Source organism: Janthinobacterium sp. EB271-G4-7A (assembly GCF_020858075.1).
Taxonomy (GTDB): domain Bacteria; phylum Pseudomonadota; class Gammaproteobacteria; order Burkholderiales; family Burkholderiaceae_D; genus Janthinobacterium; species Janthinobacterium lividum.
This window is the reverse complement of the sequence record NZ_JACYMI010000004.1, coordinates 334942-350197: the sequence shown is the minus strand read 5'-3', so window position 1 is coordinate 350197 and position 15256 is coordinate 334942. Positions and strand designations below refer to the sequence as shown.

Here is a 15256-nt window from a genome sequence, read left to right as displayed (position 1 = left end):
ACAGGGCAACCCGGAGTAAAGTACAGCGCGAGGGGATTAACCGGCGGCTTTGACTTTCAGCTCGTTCTTGATTTCTTTCACGCCGCTCACGGAAGCGACGATCTGCACGACGCGGTCACCCGCTTCGGCGCTCGGCACGTCGCCCGACAGGACGACCACACCTTGCTGGGTTGCTACCTTGACTGGCAGGGCAGCGGCTTGCGCATCGGCGCTCAGGGCGGCCTTGGCCGAGGAAGTGATGGTTTCATCAGGGACGGCAGCGGCAGCGTTGGCGGCCACTACGGTGTCAGCAGGAGCTTGTGCTTTTGGGGCGGAGTCAGCTGCATGCGAAGCGGTGATCGAGGCGCCCGACAGTACGATAGCGGCAACCAGGGTATTGAACAGTTTCGATGTTTGCATGGTAGTTCCTCTCAATGAAGTTAAAAGCTTCTTACTTGGATAAAGCAACACTTTGAAGCGTCACATCTACCCATACAGCAAGCACCGTGCCAGCTTTTAAATTTCCTTGAAAATCAATGACTTACATTCTAACTCGATTTTTCCAGCGCGTTTCAGACGGATCTGGCCGGAAAAACGGGGCTTTTTGTCGCCTGACAGCGACAGTTTGTGGCAAGACCGTCAATGTTTTACGCCAAGCCCCTGATTTTCAACGCTTTATTTTTGTCGCTATTCAGCGACAGGGTCGCCGTCAAGCCGGAACAGGGCCGGCGTCAGCTCGTATTTCTGTAATAAACGGTAGAACTCCGTGCGGTTGCGGTCGGCCAGGCGGGCCGCGTCGGCCACGTTGCCGTCCGTCAGGCGCAGCAATTGAATCAGGTAGTCGCGCTCGAAACGCTGCTTGGCTTCGTTGTAGCTGAGCGCCTCCAGGGACGGCACGCGCAGCGCGCGCTGCACCAGGGACAAGGGCACCAGCGGCGCCGTGGCCAGCGCGCACACTTGCTCGACGACATTGACCAACTGGCGCACATTGCCAGGCCATGGCGCGGCCACCAGGGCAGTCAAGGCGTCAGGGGCGAAGCCATTCAGGGGTTTCTGGTACTTGGCCGCCAGTTTCTGCAGGAAATGATTCGCCAGCAGGGAGATATCTTCGCGGCGCTCGGCCAGCGGCGGCAGGGTCAAGGTCACCACGTTCAGGCGGTAATACAAGTCTTCGCGGAATTGCCCCTCCTGCATGGCCACGTCCAGGTCGCGGTGCGTGGCGGACAGGAGCCGCACGTCGACCGGACGCGTCTGGTCGGCGCCCACGGGGCGTACGGCCCGTTCCTGCAGCACGCGCAGCAGTTTCACCTGCAGCGGCAAGGGCATGTCGCCGATCTCATCTAAAAACAGGGTGCCGCCATCGGCCGCCTGGAACAAGCCTTCGCGGTTGCCGACGGCCCCCGTAAACGAACCTTTGACGTGGCCAAACAGTTCCGATTCCAGCAGCTGCTCGGGAATGGCGCCGCAGTTGACGGCAATGAACGGCGCCTTGGCGCGACGGCTGGCGTTGTGCAAGGCACGCGCCAGCAATTCCTTGCCCGTGCCGGAGGGTCCGCGGATCAGGATGCTGGCGTCCGATCCGGCCACCAGCTTGGCTTCGGCCAGCAGTTCGGCCATCTGCGAACTGCGGCTGATCAGCTCGGCACGCCAGCTCTCGTCGCCGGACGCTGCCGCCGGCATGACGGTGGACAAGTTGATGGCATACGCCACTTTTTCCATCAGCAGCTTGCCGTCGAACGGTTTCGTCAGATACGCAAACGCGCCGCGCGCCGTCGCGTCGACGGCGTCGGGGATGGTACCGTGCGCCGTCAAGAGAATCACGGGCAGGGCCGAATGCTGGCGGCGGATTTCATCGAACAAGGCCAGGCCGTCGCGGCCCGGTAATTGCACGTCGGTAATGACCAGGGCCGGCAATTCCACGGCCAGACGCGCCAGTGCCGCTTCCGCGCTGCCCACGGCCGTGACCCGATAGTTGCCCGCCTTCAGGCGGATGGTCAGCAGGCGCAGCAGGTCGGGATCGTCGTCGACCAATAGAATGTGGGCGTGCTCGCTCATTTCGGCGCTCCCGCGGCAGGGCGCACGGACAGGCTGCGCTCGATGTTTTTCAGTGCTTCCAGTTTTTCATTGAGCTGGTCGATGCGGCGCTGGGCGTCGCGCAACTGCGTGTTGAGCTTGTCGATGCTCTCTTCCTGGCGGCGCAGCTCCGCATACTGGCTGCCGAGCAATTGCGCCAACGGCGCCAGCAATTGCGCGTCCTTGCCCGTGGCCGTGGCCAGCGGTTCCAGCAAGGCTTGCGCGCGGGCCAGGTCGCCGGGACCGCGCAAGGCCGCTTGCAGCATGGCGCGGCGTAGCGTGTTGTGCGGCGCGTGATCGGCCTTGGCCAGGTCCAGCTGCGCTTTCACCAGTTCCGACGGCGTCATCAGGCGCAAGGCGCCTTGATACGCGAGCAATTCGGTCAGCTGGGGATCGGCCACCACCACCACGCGCGGCGGCGTTTGCACCAGCACGGGCGTCTGGATGGGGGGCTTGGCGGCGCAAGCGCCCAACAGCAGCGCGCTGACGGCCATGCCGGCCAGGGAAATTCTCGTCATCATAAGGGCAGTTCTATCCGAAAATGCGCGCCGGCGGGGCGCGGTAAAAGAGTGACGCTGCCATCGTGGGCGGCGATATATTCGCGCACGATGGACAGGCCGATGCCATTGCCGTTGCGCGCGCCGGCCGCCTGGCGCACTCCCTGGTAAAACGGTTCAAAAATCCGCGCGGCATCCTCGGGCGCCACGCCGGCTCCCTCGTCGATGCAGTCGATGCGCACGCGGCCGCCTTCGCAAGACAGGGTAAACCGTACGGTGCCGCCTTCCGGGCTGAAGCGCACGGCATTCGACAGCAGGTTCGCCAAGGCCGTCGCCAGCTTGTCGCGGTCGGCCTGCACGATCAGGGACTCGCCCTGCACCTCGACCGTCAAACGGCGCGCCAGCCATTGCAGGCGCTGCCCGGCCACCACATCTTGCAGCAAGACCAGCAGATCGACCTTGCTGTGCGCCAGGTGCTGGGCGTCAAAAGCGGCGGTATTGTAGCGCAGCAAGTCTTCGATCTGGGTTTGCAGCGAGGCCGTGTTTTGCTGCAGGATGCCGGCGATTTCGCGCTGGCTGTCGCTGAGCTTGCCGGCCACCTCGTCTTCCAGCAAGGCCACGCCTTCGCGCAGGGCTGCCAGCGGCGTTTTCAGCTCATGCGAAATGTGGCGCAAAAAACGCTCCTTGTCGGCATCGAGATCGGCCAGGCGCTGGCGCAGCCAGTCGAGCTGCTGGCCCAGGCGGCGCGTATCGGCCGGTCCGCCGACGACGATGGGCTGGTCGTAGCGCTTGTCGCCCAGGCGCTCGATGGCCGTCTCGATGCGACGCAGCGGGCGCGACAGCAAGAAGCCAAAGCAGGTGGCCAGCACGGCCGCCAGCAGCACGGCGCCGCCCACCAGCACGCCCAGCAGACGGCGCTGGCGTTCCAGCTCGGCCAGCAGGGCGTCGTTGCGGCTGCCGATTTCCGTCTTGCTTTCGCGCGCCAGGCTGTCATTGATCTGCGTCATGCGGGCAAACGCGCGGTACACGACGGCATGGCCATCGCGCTTGCGGCGCTTACCCGCTTGCAAGACTTCCCACGCCGATTGCGCCTGCACCGTCCATTCGTCGGCCAGCTGGGGAGCGAACTCGGGCGTGGCCCGGTTCAGCACTTGCAGCGCCGCCGTCGCTTCGTCGCGGGCCGCCGCGTAGCGCTCGCGGAACACGGGGTCGTCGAGCACGAGGAATTGGCGCGCGCTGCGCTCCATGGCCAGCGTGCGCTCGGACAGGCGCTGCGACTGTTCCGTCAAGGCAATCGCCTGCGCCGCCGTCTCGCGCCCCAGCCGCGCCAGGTGTTCCAGGGTCAGCAGGGCTTGCACGGAGGTGGCCGTCAAAATGCCCGTCGTCAAAATGAAGGCGGCAAATAACAGTTGGCGAAAGGAAAGTCGGGACAAGGTAGGCGCCTTCGGTTCAGTCTGGACAGTAAAAGGCGCATGGTACGCTAAGCTTTCATTCGGAGACGCCACCCACTCTGAAATGATCAATTTTGCAACACTGTCGCTTTTCCAGCCGCCGGCAAGGCCCCGGCGGCGGCGCACGAATACTCCTAGTACAATAGGGAAAAGCTTCATACAGGCATCAAACTGGGGCCCGCCCTGGCATTGCGCCAGTTTGCCCCCATATGTGATGCAGCCCCACCGACACTCCGAATCACCTACCGCAGAGATCCCATACCGCATGAGCACATTTGAAAAAGTCAGCAGCAACTTCATTCCAGTCTTGCAGGCAACCATCGAGCAATATGTCGAGCCAGCAACGGGCATGCGCCATATCCACATGCATACCGAGCAGGCTGAGATGGTGTTCCTGGTGGCCTTTCCCACTGTGCCGGAAGTGAGCGACGGGCGTGCCCACATCCTCGAGCACCTGGCCTTGTGCGGCTCGTCCCGCTACCCGGTGCGCGACCCCTTCTTCTCGATGCTGCGCCGCTCGACGGCCACGTTCATGAATGCGATGACCTATCCGGACCGCACCGTGTACCCGTTCGCCAGCACCGACCGCAAGGATTTCTTCAACTTGCTCGACGTCTACCTGGACGCGGCCTTCTTCCCGAACCTCGATTACCTGAATTTCCGCCAGGAAGGCTGGCGCCATGCGTTCGAAGGCGACAAGCTCGTGTACCAGGGCATCGTCTTCAATGAAATGAAGGGCGCTTTCAACAGCCCCATGCGCGCGCTCGACAGCGGCATCGCCAGCGCCTTGCTCAAGGGCACGACGTATGAAGTGGAGTCGGGCGGCGATCCGCTGGTGATCCCGGAACTGACGCATGCCATGCTGAAAGAATTCCACGCCAGCCACTACCATCCGTCGCAAGCTGTGATCATGACCGCCGGCAATATCGAAGCGTCGGCCGTGCAGGAACAAGTCGCCGAGCGCGTACTGTCCAAGCTCAGCGGTTTCTCCGAACGCCGCCTGCCGCAGCTGGCGCCCGCGTGGACCACGCCGCAGGAAAACATCGTCAAGATTCCGTCGCAGGAAGCGCGCGACGATGAGTTCGGCCTGCAATTCGCCTGGCTGATGGGCGAGTCGAGCGACCCCATCGCGTACTACCACGCGCATCTGCTGTCGCACGGCTTGCTGGGCGAATCGTCGGCGCCCGTCATGCGCGCCATGGAATCGGCCGGCTATGGCCGCCCATCGGACATGAACGGCCGCGACGCGGGCATCCGCCAGATGGTGTTCCACATCGGCATGGAAGGTTTAACCCAGGAACAGATCGCCGATGCGCACCAGCGCATCTGGACGGCCCTGGAAGAGACGGCGGAAGAGGGCATTCCCGCCGCCGTGCTGCACGCGGCCTTGCGCGACATCAAGTACAGCCAGCGCGAAATCAGCAGCGGCCGCATGCCTTACGGCCTGGGCCGCCTGCTGCACGCCTTGCCGCTGGCCATGTACGGCGGCGACGTGATGGATGCGTTCGACAACGCGGCCATCCTGGAAACGCTGGAACAGCAGATCGAAGACCCGGAATTCTTCAAGCAGCTGGTGCGCGAGCTGATCGCCAATCCGACCCGTTTGACGACCCACGTGGTGCCCGACAGCGCCTACTTCACGGACCGCGCCGCACAGGAAGACGCCAAGCTGGCGGCCCTGCAAACGACGCTGACGGACGCCGAACGCGAGCACATCGTGGCCGAGTCCGCCGCGCTGGAAGCGCATCAGCAACTGCCATCGAATTCCGAAGTCTTGCCGCGCATCCGCCCCGGCGACGTCAGTGCGCTGCCGCGCCCGGCACTGCCGATTCCCGCCGCCGTCGATGGCGCCGTGGCGTTCAGTATCGCCTCGAACGGCATCAGCTATGCCAACGTGCTGTACGACGTGTCGAGCCTGCCGGAAGCGTCGTGGCCCTGGCTGCGCCTGTACACGGACCTGGCGCCGGAACTGGGCGTGGGCGACATGTCGTTCGACGATGCCAGTGCCTGGCGCCAGAGCATGGTGCCTTCGTTCCACATCGGCCTGGAAGCCATTCCCCGCCCGCAACAGGCGATGCGCGTGGAATTGTCGTTCTCGGCCAGCGGCTTGCGTGAAGAACACGCGGCGATTGCCGCCGTGCTGTCGGCCTGGATCGCCAAGCCCCGCTTCGATGAAGAAGAACGCCTGGCTTTCCTGATCGAAAGCCTGGTGCAGGACAAACTCTCCAGCCTGGCCGAATCGGGCAACCGCTACGCCATGCTGGCTGCGGCGGCACCGCTGTCGCCCACGCGCCGCTTCGACGACATCGTCGGCGGCCCGGCAGCGCTGCCGTTCTACCGCCGCTTGCAGCAATTGAGCAAGACGTCGGCAGGCTTGCAGGAAATCGCCCGCGAACTCGACACCCTGCACGCGCACATCATCGCCCAGCAGCCAACCGTGCTGTGCGCAGGCCTGGAGCAAGATGGCATCACCCTGGCCCGCTTGCTGGAATTGCCGGCAGCCAGCACCGATGCCACGACGCCAAGCGACACGGCAACGCCAACTGCCTTGCCGCTGGCCAACACGGCCCTGCATGCGACGAGCCAGATCAACCATTGCTTCGTTTCCTGGGCCGTACCTGGCGTGCACAATCCGGACGCGTCCGCCCTGGCCGTGGCTGCCGAACTGATGACCAACCAGGTGCTGCATACGGCCCTGCGCGAAAAAGGCGGCGCGTATGGCGGCAGCGCCAGCTATGCGGCCGGCGCCGGCACGTTCACGTTGAGCTCCTACCGCGATCCGCGCCTGGCCGGCACGTTCGCCGACTTCGGCACGACCCTGGATCAAATCCTCGACGGCGATTTCTCGCAGGAACAAGTGGAAGAAGCCATCATCTGCGTCATCAAGGGCCTCGACAAGCCGCACTCGCCGTACGCGGAAGCGCTGACGGCGTGGAACATGCAGCAGCGCGGCACGACGGAAGCCGTGCGCCAGCAATTCCGCACCGGCGTATTGACCTGCACCCTGGCGCAGATCAAGGAAGTCACGCGCACCTGGCTGAAGAACGGCCAGCCGAGCCGCGCCGCGTTTGCGGGCAATACGACACAAGACCTGGCCGGCCTGGACGTGGTCGATCTGCTGGCGCTGGCCAGCTAAGAGCGCTTTTCCGAATTCAATACCGCAACTATTGCGGTATTGAATTCGGCTCCATGAACATCAACTCCCACTGATGTCCATCCAGGTCCTGGAAACTGTGGCCATACATGAAGCCGAAATCCATCGGCTCCTTGTAGATGCTGCCGCCCGCCTGGACGGCCTTCGCCACCAGCTCATCGACTTCGCCGCGGCTCTCGGCCGACAGGCACACGAGCACTTCCGTCGCCACCTTGGTATCGCACAGCTGCTTGGGCGTAAATTGCTGGAATTTGTCGTGCGTCAACAGCATCACGAAGATGTCGTCGGCAACGATCATGCACGTCGCCGTTTCATCCGTGAAGTGGGCGTTGAAACTGAAGCCCAGCGCCGTGAAGAACGTTACGGAACGTTCCAGCGACTGGACGGGCAGATTGACAAAGATTTTGCGGGCCATCATGTCTCCTTGTGGGTCGTATGAGTGTGCTGCCCGCCGATTCTACACCGGCTTTTTACGTGCCAGCGCGTCCCACGGTCTTCGGCGCGTAGCCGAAATAGCGGCTGAACGCGGCGCTGAAATTGGACGGATGGCGATAGCCCGTTTGCCAGCCCGCTTGCGCCACCTGGCAACCATTTTCCAGCAGTAACTTTGCCCGCTGCATGCGCAGCGCCAGCAGGGTGCGCTGCGGACTGTCGTTGTAGCGGTAGCGCCATCCCTGCTTGAGCTTGAACAGGCTCAGCCCCACTTGCGCGCACAGGTAATCAAGCGTGAGGTCTTGCGCCATCTGCTCCTGCATCAGCGCGTAGGCACGCTCCAGCTTGATCATCTCGGCCTCGGGCCAGCGCGGCGCGGGAGCGGACGCGGGCGCCGGGCGCAGTGCCCGCAACTGTTCCGCCAGGACACTGAGCACGCCGATATGCACGGCCAGCGGGTCCGTCGCACGCACCAGCGCCCGGGCATGCTGGGCGCAGGCCGCCGTGGTGGCCGCATGCGCCAGCTGGCGCGCGCCACCGTTGGGCAGCAGGGATGCCAGTCCCTCCGGCCAGTAGCGCGCCAGCGCGTCTTCAGCGACCAGCACGCGCAATTGCGCCGCCCGCTGATTCGCCTCGAAACGGCGCTCGCCACTCGTGTGGCGAAACGCCGTCACCGTCGTATGGCCACCCCGGAAACGCAATTGTTCGCCATCGCGCGTCGTGTAGCAGGATGCGCCTTGCAGGCCGATGGTGATCACCATGCCGCCCGCATCGTCATGCTTCGATTGCTCGACGAGCGCCAGCCGCGGACGGTAATCGGAATGCACGAGCAGCAAGCCCTGATCGACCTGGCGCTGGTCGGCGCGGCACTCGCCCATGCCGGGATCGAGCTGGCGCCGCGTCCAGCCTGCCGCTTCCCTGTCCTGTTCCATCATCGCTCCTCCTGTTTTCCCGCGCGCCGTCGCGCATACGAAATGCACCGGGTCGCATACAAATGCAAATGATAATTATTCTCATTGTTGCATAAAATAGCGTTATGCACACCTCGTGCCCACTACGCCGAAAGGAAGCACCATGCCGTTCACCTCGCAACACGCCTTGCAACCCTACTGGGACCTGGCCGTCGCCCCCGTGCAGGCGGACGGGCTGGCCGCCGCCCTGGAACTGGGCATTTTCGAATTGCTGGCCACGCCGCACACGCCGGCGCAGCTGGCCGACACCCTGTCGCTGCACGCGCCGCACACGGCCCTGCTGCTGGAATTACTCTGGAGCATGCAGGTGCTGGAACGCGATGCGGCCGATGACGAGGCAGAGCGCTACCGCTGCACGGCCGCCACCTTGCAGTATTTCTGCCGCGACTCCGTGGCCTTTTGCGGCGACGCCTGGCTGTACCGGCTGCATGCGCTGCGCCATTTCGCCACGCAGCTGAGTACGCTGGTGCGCGAGGGCGGCAAGGCCGCACCGTACAGCACGGCGAATGGGGTCAACTGGGCCGCTGCCGCGCAGCAGCAAATTGGCCAGGAACAACGCGCCGTCACCATGCGCGCGGCCCTGTCCGTGATGCAGCGCATCGCCCCGTTTGCAGACGGCCTCACGCCGCTGCGCCTGCTTGATGTGGGTGGCGGCCCGGGCTGGGTTGCCATTGCGCTGGCGCAAGCCCATGCGGGCTTGCACGGCTGCGTTTTCGACTGGCCGGAAACGGTGGCCGTGGCGGCCGCGAACATCGCCCATGCGCAACTATCGGACCGGCTGGAAACGCTGGGTGGCGATCTGGACAGTGACGATATCGGCAGTGGCTACGATCTCATCTGGTGCTCGTCCGTGCTGCATTTCGTGCCCGACATGGCAGCGGCCTTGCGCAAGATCCATGCAGCCTTGAAACCCGGAGGCGTCTTCATCTGCGTGCAGGCGGAAATCGCCCCGGCAGCCGGCGACGCGGCGCGCGTGCTGCCGTATTACTTGCCGATGCGCATGCTGGGCCGCACGGTGACGCGCCAGGGAGAATTGGCGCAGCTGCTGCGCGACACGGGCTGGCGGGAAGTGGAACAATACAGCGCCAGCGATTTCCCCATGGCACCCGTGCAGGTGTTGATTGCGCGCGCCTAACAATTATCATTTAATAATTATCTTTTTTATAGCAGCAAAAGGCGCAAATGCGCTAAGCTGTGCCAGCATTGATCGATGTCATCCGCAGCACTCTGCTGCCTCCACAGGGAATCCATCATGAGTCTAAATATCGCAGGGAAAGTCGTCGTCATCACCGGTGCCAGCAGCGGCCTGGGCGAAGCCACGGCACGCCATCTGGCCACACTGGGCGCCTGCGTCGTGCTCGGTGCGCGGCGCATGGATTTGCTCACCATCCTCGCCGAGGAAATCACGGCGGCCGGCGGCCAGGCCGCCATTGCCGATACCGACGTCACGGTGCCTGCCGAGGTCAAGAATCTGATCGACACGGCCCTCGCCGTGTTCGGCAAGGTCGATGTGCTGATCAACAATGCGGGGTTGATGGCCATCGCGCCGATGAGCGCCTTGCAAGTCGACGAGTGGAACAACATGATCGATATCAACATCAAGGGCGTGTTGAATGGCATCGCTGCCGTCCTGCCGCATTTCCAGGCACAAAACAGCGGCCACTTCATCAATATCTCATCGGTGGCGGGACAAAAAGTCTTCAGCCCTGGCGGGACCGTCTACAGCGGCACCAAGTTTGCCGTCAGCGCCATCTCGGAGGGCTTGCGCCATGAGCTGGCGGCCAGCGGCGGCACCATCCGCACCACGACCATCTTGCCGGGCGCCATCGCCACGGAGCTGACGGGTGGCAGCAGCCATGCGGAAAGCGCGGCCGGCTTGAAGGAGTTTTACAAGCAAGCCATCCCCGCCGACGCCGTGGCACGCGCCGTCGCGTATGCGATCGGGCAGCCGGACGACGTGAGCATCAATGAAATCGTGCTGCGCCCGACGGTGCAGGAGTTTTAAGCCGCATCTTGTTGCAACGACTCGATGATCAGGCTGGCCAGCCGCTCGACGGGCGGCCTCGGCACGCTGGAGGCGCGCAGCAGCTCCAGCGACAACGGGGGCAGGGCGGGCAAGCCCGCCGCCACGTGATCGAGCGCGCGCACGGTTGAGGGCAAGCCCAGGCCCGTGCGCACCGTCACGCCCAACCCGGCTGCCGCCGCCGCCCACAGACCGGCCAGGCTGGGGCTGGTAAACGCCGTGCGCCAGGCGATGCCGGCATGGTCCAGCGCCTGCGTGGCGCAGCGCTGGAACAGGCAGTCGCGATCGAACGCAATGAGCGGCAACGGTTCGCCCGACTCGGGCCGCCAGGCCAGGCTGGACGAAGCGATCCAGCGCATGGCCGGTTCGGCAATATGCTGGCGCTGCTGCGACGGGTACTCGGCCACGTCAGCGGTGCACGCGCCGCCCCACAGCAGGGCCAGGTCCAGCTGGCCCATGGCCAGGCCTTGCATCAAGGCCGTGTTGCGCGCCACGTGCGCTTCGATGCGCACTTTCGGATGCGCGCGGGCAAAGCGCCCCAGCACGTCGGGCAGCAAGGCTTCGCCAAAATCCTCTTGCAGGCCCAGCCGGATCCAGCCTTCCAGTTCCGCGCCGCGCAAGGCGACGGCCGCCTCGTCGTTCAGTTCCAGCAAACGGCGCGCGTAGCCGAGCAAGACTTCGCCGGCCGGCGTCAGCGCCAGTCCACGGCCATCCTTGCGGAACAGAGGCATGCCCGCCTGCTCCTCGAGTTTTTTCAGCTGCGCGCTGACGGCCGAGGTGGAACGGCCCACCTTGTCCGCCGCGCGGGCAAAGCTGCCCAGCTCGATGCCAGCCACATAGCTGCGCAAGAAGGCGATGTCGAAATTCAGCAAGCTCATGGCGCGACGGAGATTGTCCTGTTTTATGGGATGGTGACTGGTAAATTATCTGATATTCAGAACGATCGTACTGCGCAACACTGTCAGGGTCAACCACTTTCCCGTCCATGCCATGAACACCAGCTGCCCAACCGTTCCTGTTCCTGTCCCCGTCACCGCGCCCGCGCTGGGCAATGCCCACCGCTGGAAGGTGCTGGCCGTCGGCGTGGCCGCCAATGCCAGCTTTTCCGCCGCCGCCAACGGCATGCCCACCACGGCCATCTGGCTGCGCAGCGGCTATCACCTGGGCAATACGGAACTGGGCGTGGCGCTGGGTGCCATGGGCTTGGGCGTGGCCCTGACCGAATTGCCATGGGGTATGGCCACCGACCGCTGGGGCGACCGCCCCGTGCTGCTGACCGGCTTGCTGGGGACCATGCTGGCACTATTGACCTTGCTGCTATGGATCACCCCGACTGAGGGCACGGTGCCACCGCTATGGGCGCTGGCGGCCGGGCTGGCGCTGGTCGGCGTGCTGGGCGGCAGCGTGAATGGCGCCAGCGGGCGCGCCGTGATGCGCTGGTTCGGCGCCGGCGAACGGGGTTTCGCCATGAGCATACGCCAGACGGCCGTGCCCCTGGGCGGCGGCCTGGGCGCCCTCGTCCTGCCCAGCCTGGCATCGCGCTATGGCTTCATGCCCGTGTTTGGCGCCCTGGCCCTCGTATGCGCCCTGTCGGCGTTTTTTACGTGGCGCTGGATGCATGAGCCCGATTTCTCTGCCGAGGCTGCCACGGGCCCGCACAACGCGTCCACGGGCCTGATGGAGGTCAAGCCTGCGCCGCCCTTGCGGAATCGTAAAGTCTGGCGCATGGTGGCCGCTATCGGCTTGCTGTGCGTGCCGCAATTTGCCGTGCTCAGCTTCGCCACCGTGTTCCTGCACGACCATGGTCACCTGGGCCTGGCGGCCATCACGGCCGTGATGGTGGCCCTGCAGGCGGGCGCCATGGTGATGCGCATCTGGAGCGGACGCCACACGGACCGCCACGCGAACCGGCCCGCCTGGCTGCGCGGCTCGGCCCTGGTGGCGCTGGCCTCATTCGTCTTGCTGGGATGCATCGCCTGGCTGGACGCGCCGGGCTGGCTGCTGATGGCCGCCGTGGTGGCTGCCGGCATCGCCGTATCCGCCTGGCATGGCGTGGCCTACACGGAGCTGGCCACGGAAGCGGGCGGCGCCAACGCGGGCACGGCCCTGGGCATGGCAAACACGGCGGTCTACGTGGGGCTGTTCCTTACGCCGATCGCCATCCCGCACCTGCTGGCGGCCAGCAGCTGGCCCGTCGTGTGGTGGCTGGCGGGGCTGGTGGCGCTGTGCACCTGGCCCCTGTTTCCCAAGGCTTAGGGCAAGACAGAAATGCGGTAGACGCAGCGCATGGCATTGGCCAGCACATGCTGCTCGCGCACGATGCTGGCGCCTGGCCCCACCACTTCCTGGAACAGCTGCAATTCGGAGCGGCAAAAGCCCTGGCAGGTGCGCGCGGCGGCGCAGATGGGGCAGTGGTCTTCGATCAGCAGCCAGTCGTCGCCGTCCGCTTCCACGCGCGCCATATAGCCCTCTTCATCGCGCACGGCCGCCAGCTGCTGCAAGCGCGTGGGCAAATCCGGCGCCGAGCACGCCAACGCATACGCGCTGCGGCTTTCCTCCTCGCGCTGGGTGATGAGTTTATCCAGCCCCGCTTCGCCGAACAGCTGGCGCACCGAGCCGATCAGCTTGATCGTCAGCTGCGCATGCGTGTCGGGAAAGCGCGCATTGCCCGCCTCCGTCAAGACCCAGTTCTGGCGTGGCCGGCCGGCGCCCGCCTGCGCTTCCTGGCGCCCCTCGATCAAGCCCGCCGCCACCAGCTTTTGCACTTGCTGGCGCGCCGCCTCGCCCGTCATGTCCAGCGTCTTGGCCAGGGTCGCCGTGGAGACGGGTCCCTTGGTCTTGATGAAATACAGGATGCGCTCCGTCGTTTGCGGCGCTTCGCTATTATCCAAACGTTTACTTGTGTAATTCATTTCGCTCAACTATCATGGGGCCAGTTAACCAACTAATTGCTTGCATAATAGGCCGGTAGCTCCCCGCTGTCGAGGAGTTTCCACGTCCGCGTGCCAGCAAGACACTCTTTGGACTGGAATCCCATGCAGCTGCAGCACTCCATCTGGCTGTTTCACGCCATCCTCGCTACCGGCCTGGCCATCTGGCTCACCCTGGCCGCCATCAACAACTTGCACGCCTTCCACGGCTCCGTCTGGGCCATCGGCAACACCATGCGCATGGACCCGCTGCGCCAGGACCCGACCATCCAGACGCCGCTGCTGCGCCGCGCGCTCACATCCTTGAGCTTGCATCGGCTGTCGCTGGGCGTGGTGCTGACGCTGCAACTGCTGGCCGCCATTGCCGCCTGGACGGGCGTGGCGCTGTTTGCCGGCGACGGCCCGGCCGCTGCCTTACCCTGGCTGAATCTGGCCTTGTGCGCCATGGCCGCCTTTTTGCTGCTGATGCACCTGGGCGGCCTGTGGTTCGGCTACTGGATCGCACAGGAAGGCTTGCAGACGACGCATCTGGTGCTGCTGCTGTGGACCATTGCCCTGTTTGTACTTTTCAACGCGCAGCGGACCTGATCAGCCTCCGCTGCGCCTCTTCTCCCTTTGACTGCAGTAAAGGACTTCATCATGAATACGAAAATCGTCGGCGCCTCCGCGCTGGCCATCACCCTGGCCGTCGCCGGTGCCGCGCTGTATCCGCGTGCCGACTCGCATGCGGCCGATGCCGCCGCCTATCCTGCCACCAAGGTGGCGCTGGTCCCCGTCGTGCTGGGCACGCAGGAACGCTACTTCGCCGGCGTGGGCGAACTGGAAGCGGCGCGCCAGGTGCAGGTGGCGGCTGAGACGGGCGGGCGCATCACGCAGATCCGCTTCGAGTCGGGCCAGACCGTGCCCGCCGGCGCCATCCTGGTGCAGCTGAATGACGCCCAAGAAAAGGCTATGCTGCTGCGCCAGCGCGCGCAGCTGAAAAACGCGGAAAGCAGCCATGCCCGCACGGTGCAGATGGTCAAGGAAAAGGCGGCCACGCAGGAGCAGCTCGACACGGCCCTGGCCGCCCGCGACGCGGCTCTGGGCGACGTGCGCCAGACGGAAGCGCTGATCGCGCAAAAGACCATCCGCGCGCCATTCGCCGGGCAGCTGGGCATCCGCAAGGTGCACGCGGGCCAGTACCTGAACGCGGCCGACACGGTGGCCAGCCTGATCGACACGAAGTCGCTGATGGTGAACTTCGCCCTCGATGAACAGAGCAGCGCGAAGCTGGCGCCAGGCCAGGCCGTGCAAGTGCTGGTGGACGCCTATCCCGATGACATCTTCACGGCGAAGATCAACGCCATCGACCCGCTGATCGCCCGCTCGCGCATGGTGCAGGTACAGGCGGCATTGAGCAATCCCCGCGGCGCGCTGAAAGCGGGCATGTATGCGAATGTGCGCGTGGCGCGCGAGGCAGGCCAGCAGCTGACGGTGCCGGAAACGGCGGTGACCTACAGCGCGTATGGCGACACCGTGTTCGTCGCGCAGCAGGAAGGAAAACAGCCGCTCACCGTCAAGCGCGTGGGCGTGAAACTGGGCGAGCGGGCCGGGGGCCGGGTCGCCATTCTTGACGGCTTGCGCGAAGGCCAGCGGGTAGTCGCCTCGGGCCAGCTGAAACTGGCCGACGGCATGGCAGTGCAAGCCGTGGCCAATACCCTGGACGAGGCCAAGCGCGCCGCGCCCAAGGCCGGCTCGTAAGGGAAG

14 protein-coding genes are annotated in these 15256 nt (G+C 64.8%); 6 read left to right on the top strand and 8 right to left on the bottom strand.

From position 1 onward, the window contains the following. Positions 1 to 36: 36 nt before the first annotated feature. The 4 genes from IGS58_RS24490 to IGS58_RS24475 form a co-directional block, all read right to left on the bottom strand. Positions 37 to 399, bottom strand: coding sequence for a BON domain-containing protein (locus IGS58_RS24490; protein ID WP_034752546.1), 363 nt, complete (start codon positions 397 to 399; stop codon positions 37 to 39). 267 nt (positions 400 to 666) lie between these two features. After that, positions 667 to 2034, bottom strand: coding sequence for a sigma 54-interacting transcriptional regulator (locus IGS58_RS24485; RefSeq protein ID WP_070257872.1), 1368 nt, complete (start codon positions 2032 to 2034; stop codon positions 667 to 669). Then, on the bottom strand, positions 2031 to 2573 hold the full coding sequence (locus IGS58_RS24480; RefSeq protein ID WP_070257871.1) for a hypothetical protein: 543 nt from the start codon (positions 2571 to 2573) through the stop codon (positions 2031 to 2033). Before IGS58_RS24480 ends, IGS58_RS24485 begins: the two co-directional genes overlap by 4 nt. After that, positions 2570 to 3982: a HAMP domain-containing sensor histidine kinase gene (locus tag IGS58_RS24475; RefSeq protein ID WP_070257870.1), complete on the bottom strand. Its 1413-nt coding sequence runs from the start codon at positions 3980 to 3982 to the stop codon at positions 2570 to 2572. Before IGS58_RS24475 ends, IGS58_RS24480 begins: the two co-directional genes overlap by 4 nt. 283 nt (positions 3983 to 4265) lie before the next feature. On the opposite strand from IGS58_RS24475, the gene IGS58_RS24470 reads away from it, so the two are divergent. Further along, a complete protein-coding gene (locus IGS58_RS24470; RefSeq protein WP_230522919.1) occupies positions 4266 to 7136 on the top strand; it encodes an insulinase family protein in 2871 nt (956 codons plus the stop codon). A 28-nt stretch (positions 7137 to 7164) separates the two neighbouring features. On the opposite strand, the gene IGS58_RS24465 is transcribed toward IGS58_RS24470, so the two are convergent. Both IGS58_RS24465 and IGS58_RS24460 read right to left on the bottom strand, forming a co-directional pair. Beyond that, entirely contained in the window at positions 7165 to 7569 is a 405-nt protein-coding gene (locus IGS58_RS24465; RefSeq protein WP_230522963.1) for a VOC family protein, read from the bottom strand. A 55-nt stretch (positions 7570 to 7624) separates the two neighbouring features. Next, positions 7625 to 8521, bottom strand: coding sequence for a helix-turn-helix transcriptional regulator (locus IGS58_RS24460; RefSeq protein WP_230522918.1), 897 nt, complete (start codon positions 8519 to 8521; stop codon positions 7625 to 7627). A 139-nt stretch (positions 8522 to 8660) separates the two neighbouring features. On the opposite strand from IGS58_RS24460, the gene IGS58_RS24455 reads away from it, so the two are divergent. Beyond that, on the top strand, positions 8661 to 9692 hold the full coding sequence (locus IGS58_RS24455) for a methyltransferase domain-containing protein (RefSeq protein ID WP_230522917.1): 1032 nt from the start codon (positions 8661 to 8663) through the stop codon (positions 9690 to 9692). A 117-nt stretch (positions 9693 to 9809) separates the two neighbouring features. Further along, complete coding sequence (locus IGS58_RS24450; RefSeq protein WP_070257866.1) at positions 9810 to 10562, top strand: SDR family oxidoreductase; 753 nt, start codon at positions 9810 to 9812, stop codon at positions 10560 to 10562. Here IGS58_RS24450 and IGS58_RS24445 read toward each other — a convergent pair. Further along, on the bottom strand, positions 10559 to 11458 hold the full coding sequence (locus IGS58_RS24445; RefSeq protein ID WP_230522916.1) for a LysR substrate-binding domain-containing protein: 900 nt from the start codon (positions 11456 to 11458) through the stop codon (positions 10559 to 10561). The genes IGS58_RS24450 and IGS58_RS24445 overlap by 4 nt on opposite strands. A 112-nt stretch (positions 11459 to 11570) precedes the next feature. Here IGS58_RS24445 and IGS58_RS24440 point away from each other — a divergent pair, with 112 nt between their 5' ends. After that, complete coding sequence (locus tag IGS58_RS24440; protein ID WP_230522915.1) at positions 11571 to 12836, top strand: MFS transporter; 1266 nt, start codon at positions 11571 to 11573, stop codon at positions 12834 to 12836. On the opposite strand, the gene IGS58_RS24435 is transcribed toward IGS58_RS24440, so the two are convergent. After that, the gene (locus IGS58_RS24435) at positions 12833 to 13492 is read right to left on the bottom strand and encodes a helix-turn-helix transcriptional regulator (RefSeq protein WP_034782669.1); all 660 of its coding nucleotides are present in this window, start codon (positions 13490 to 13492) and stop codon (positions 12833 to 12835) included. The two genes, IGS58_RS24440 and IGS58_RS24435, sit on opposite strands and share 4 nt — an antisense overlap. A 123-nt stretch (positions 13493 to 13615) precedes the next feature. On the opposite strand from IGS58_RS24435, the gene IGS58_RS24430 reads away from it, so the two are divergent. Then, positions 13616 to 14098, top strand: coding sequence for a DUF2165 family protein (locus tag IGS58_RS24430; protein ID WP_230522914.1), 483 nt, complete (start codon positions 13616 to 13618; stop codon positions 14096 to 14098). A gap of 51 nt (positions 14099 to 14149) precedes the next feature. Continuing rightward, on the top strand, positions 14150 to 15250 hold the full coding sequence (locus IGS58_RS24425; RefSeq protein WP_230522913.1) for an efflux RND transporter periplasmic adaptor subunit: 1101 nt from the start codon (positions 14150 to 14152) through the stop codon (positions 15248 to 15250). Positions 15251 to 15256 lie beyond the last annotated feature (6 nt).

Excerpts from the sequence above, each read along its gene's own strand:
- IGS58_RS24485 (WP_070257872.1), bottom strand. The coding sequence starts at position 2,034 with ATGAGCGAGCACGCCCACATTCTATTGGTCGACGACGATCCCGACCTG.
- IGS58_RS24455 (WP_230522917.1), top strand. The coding sequence starts at position 8,661 with ATGCCGTTCACCTCGCAACACGCCTTGCAACCCTACTGGGACCTGGCC.
- IGS58_RS24435 (WP_034782669.1), bottom strand. The coding sequence starts at position 13,492 with ATGAATTACACAAGTAAACGTTTGGATAATAGCGAAGCGCCGCAAACG.
- IGS58_RS24430 (WP_230522914.1), top strand. The coding sequence starts at position 13,616 with ATGCAGCTGCAGCACTCCATCTGGCTGTTTCACGCCATCCTCGCTACC.
- IGS58_RS24425 (WP_230522913.1), top strand. The coding sequence starts at position 14,150 with ATGAATACGAAAATCGTCGGCGCCTCCGCGCTGGCCATCACCCTGGCC.
- IGS58_RS24490 (WP_034752546.1), bottom strand. The coding sequence starts at position 399 with ATGCAAACATCGAAACTGTTCAATACCCTGGTTGCCGCTATCGTACTG.
- IGS58_RS24450 (WP_070257866.1), top strand. The coding sequence starts at position 9,810 with ATGAGTCTAAATATCGCAGGGAAAGTCGTCGTCATCACCGGTGCCAGC.
- IGS58_RS24440 (WP_230522915.1), top strand. The coding sequence starts at position 11,571 with ATGAACACCAGCTGCCCAACCGTTCCTGTTCCTGTCCCCGTCACCGCG.
- IGS58_RS24470 (WP_230522919.1), top strand. The coding sequence starts at position 4,266 with ATGAGCACATTTGAAAAAGTCAGCAGCAACTTCATTCCAGTCTTGCAG.
- IGS58_RS24460 (WP_230522918.1), bottom strand. The coding sequence starts at position 8,521 with ATGATGGAACAGGACAGGGAAGCGGCAGGCTGGACGCGGCGCCAGCTC.
- IGS58_RS24465 (WP_230522963.1), bottom strand. The coding sequence starts at position 7,569 with ATGGCCCGCAAAATCTTTGTCAATCTGCCCGTCCAGTCGCTGGAACGT.
- IGS58_RS24445 (WP_230522916.1), bottom strand. The coding sequence starts at position 11,458 with ATGAGCTTGCTGAATTTCGACATCGCCTTCTTGCGCAGCTATGTGGCT.
- IGS58_RS24480 (WP_070257871.1), bottom strand. The coding sequence starts at position 2,573 with ATGATGACGAGAATTTCCCTGGCCGGCATGGCCGTCAGCGCGCTGCTG.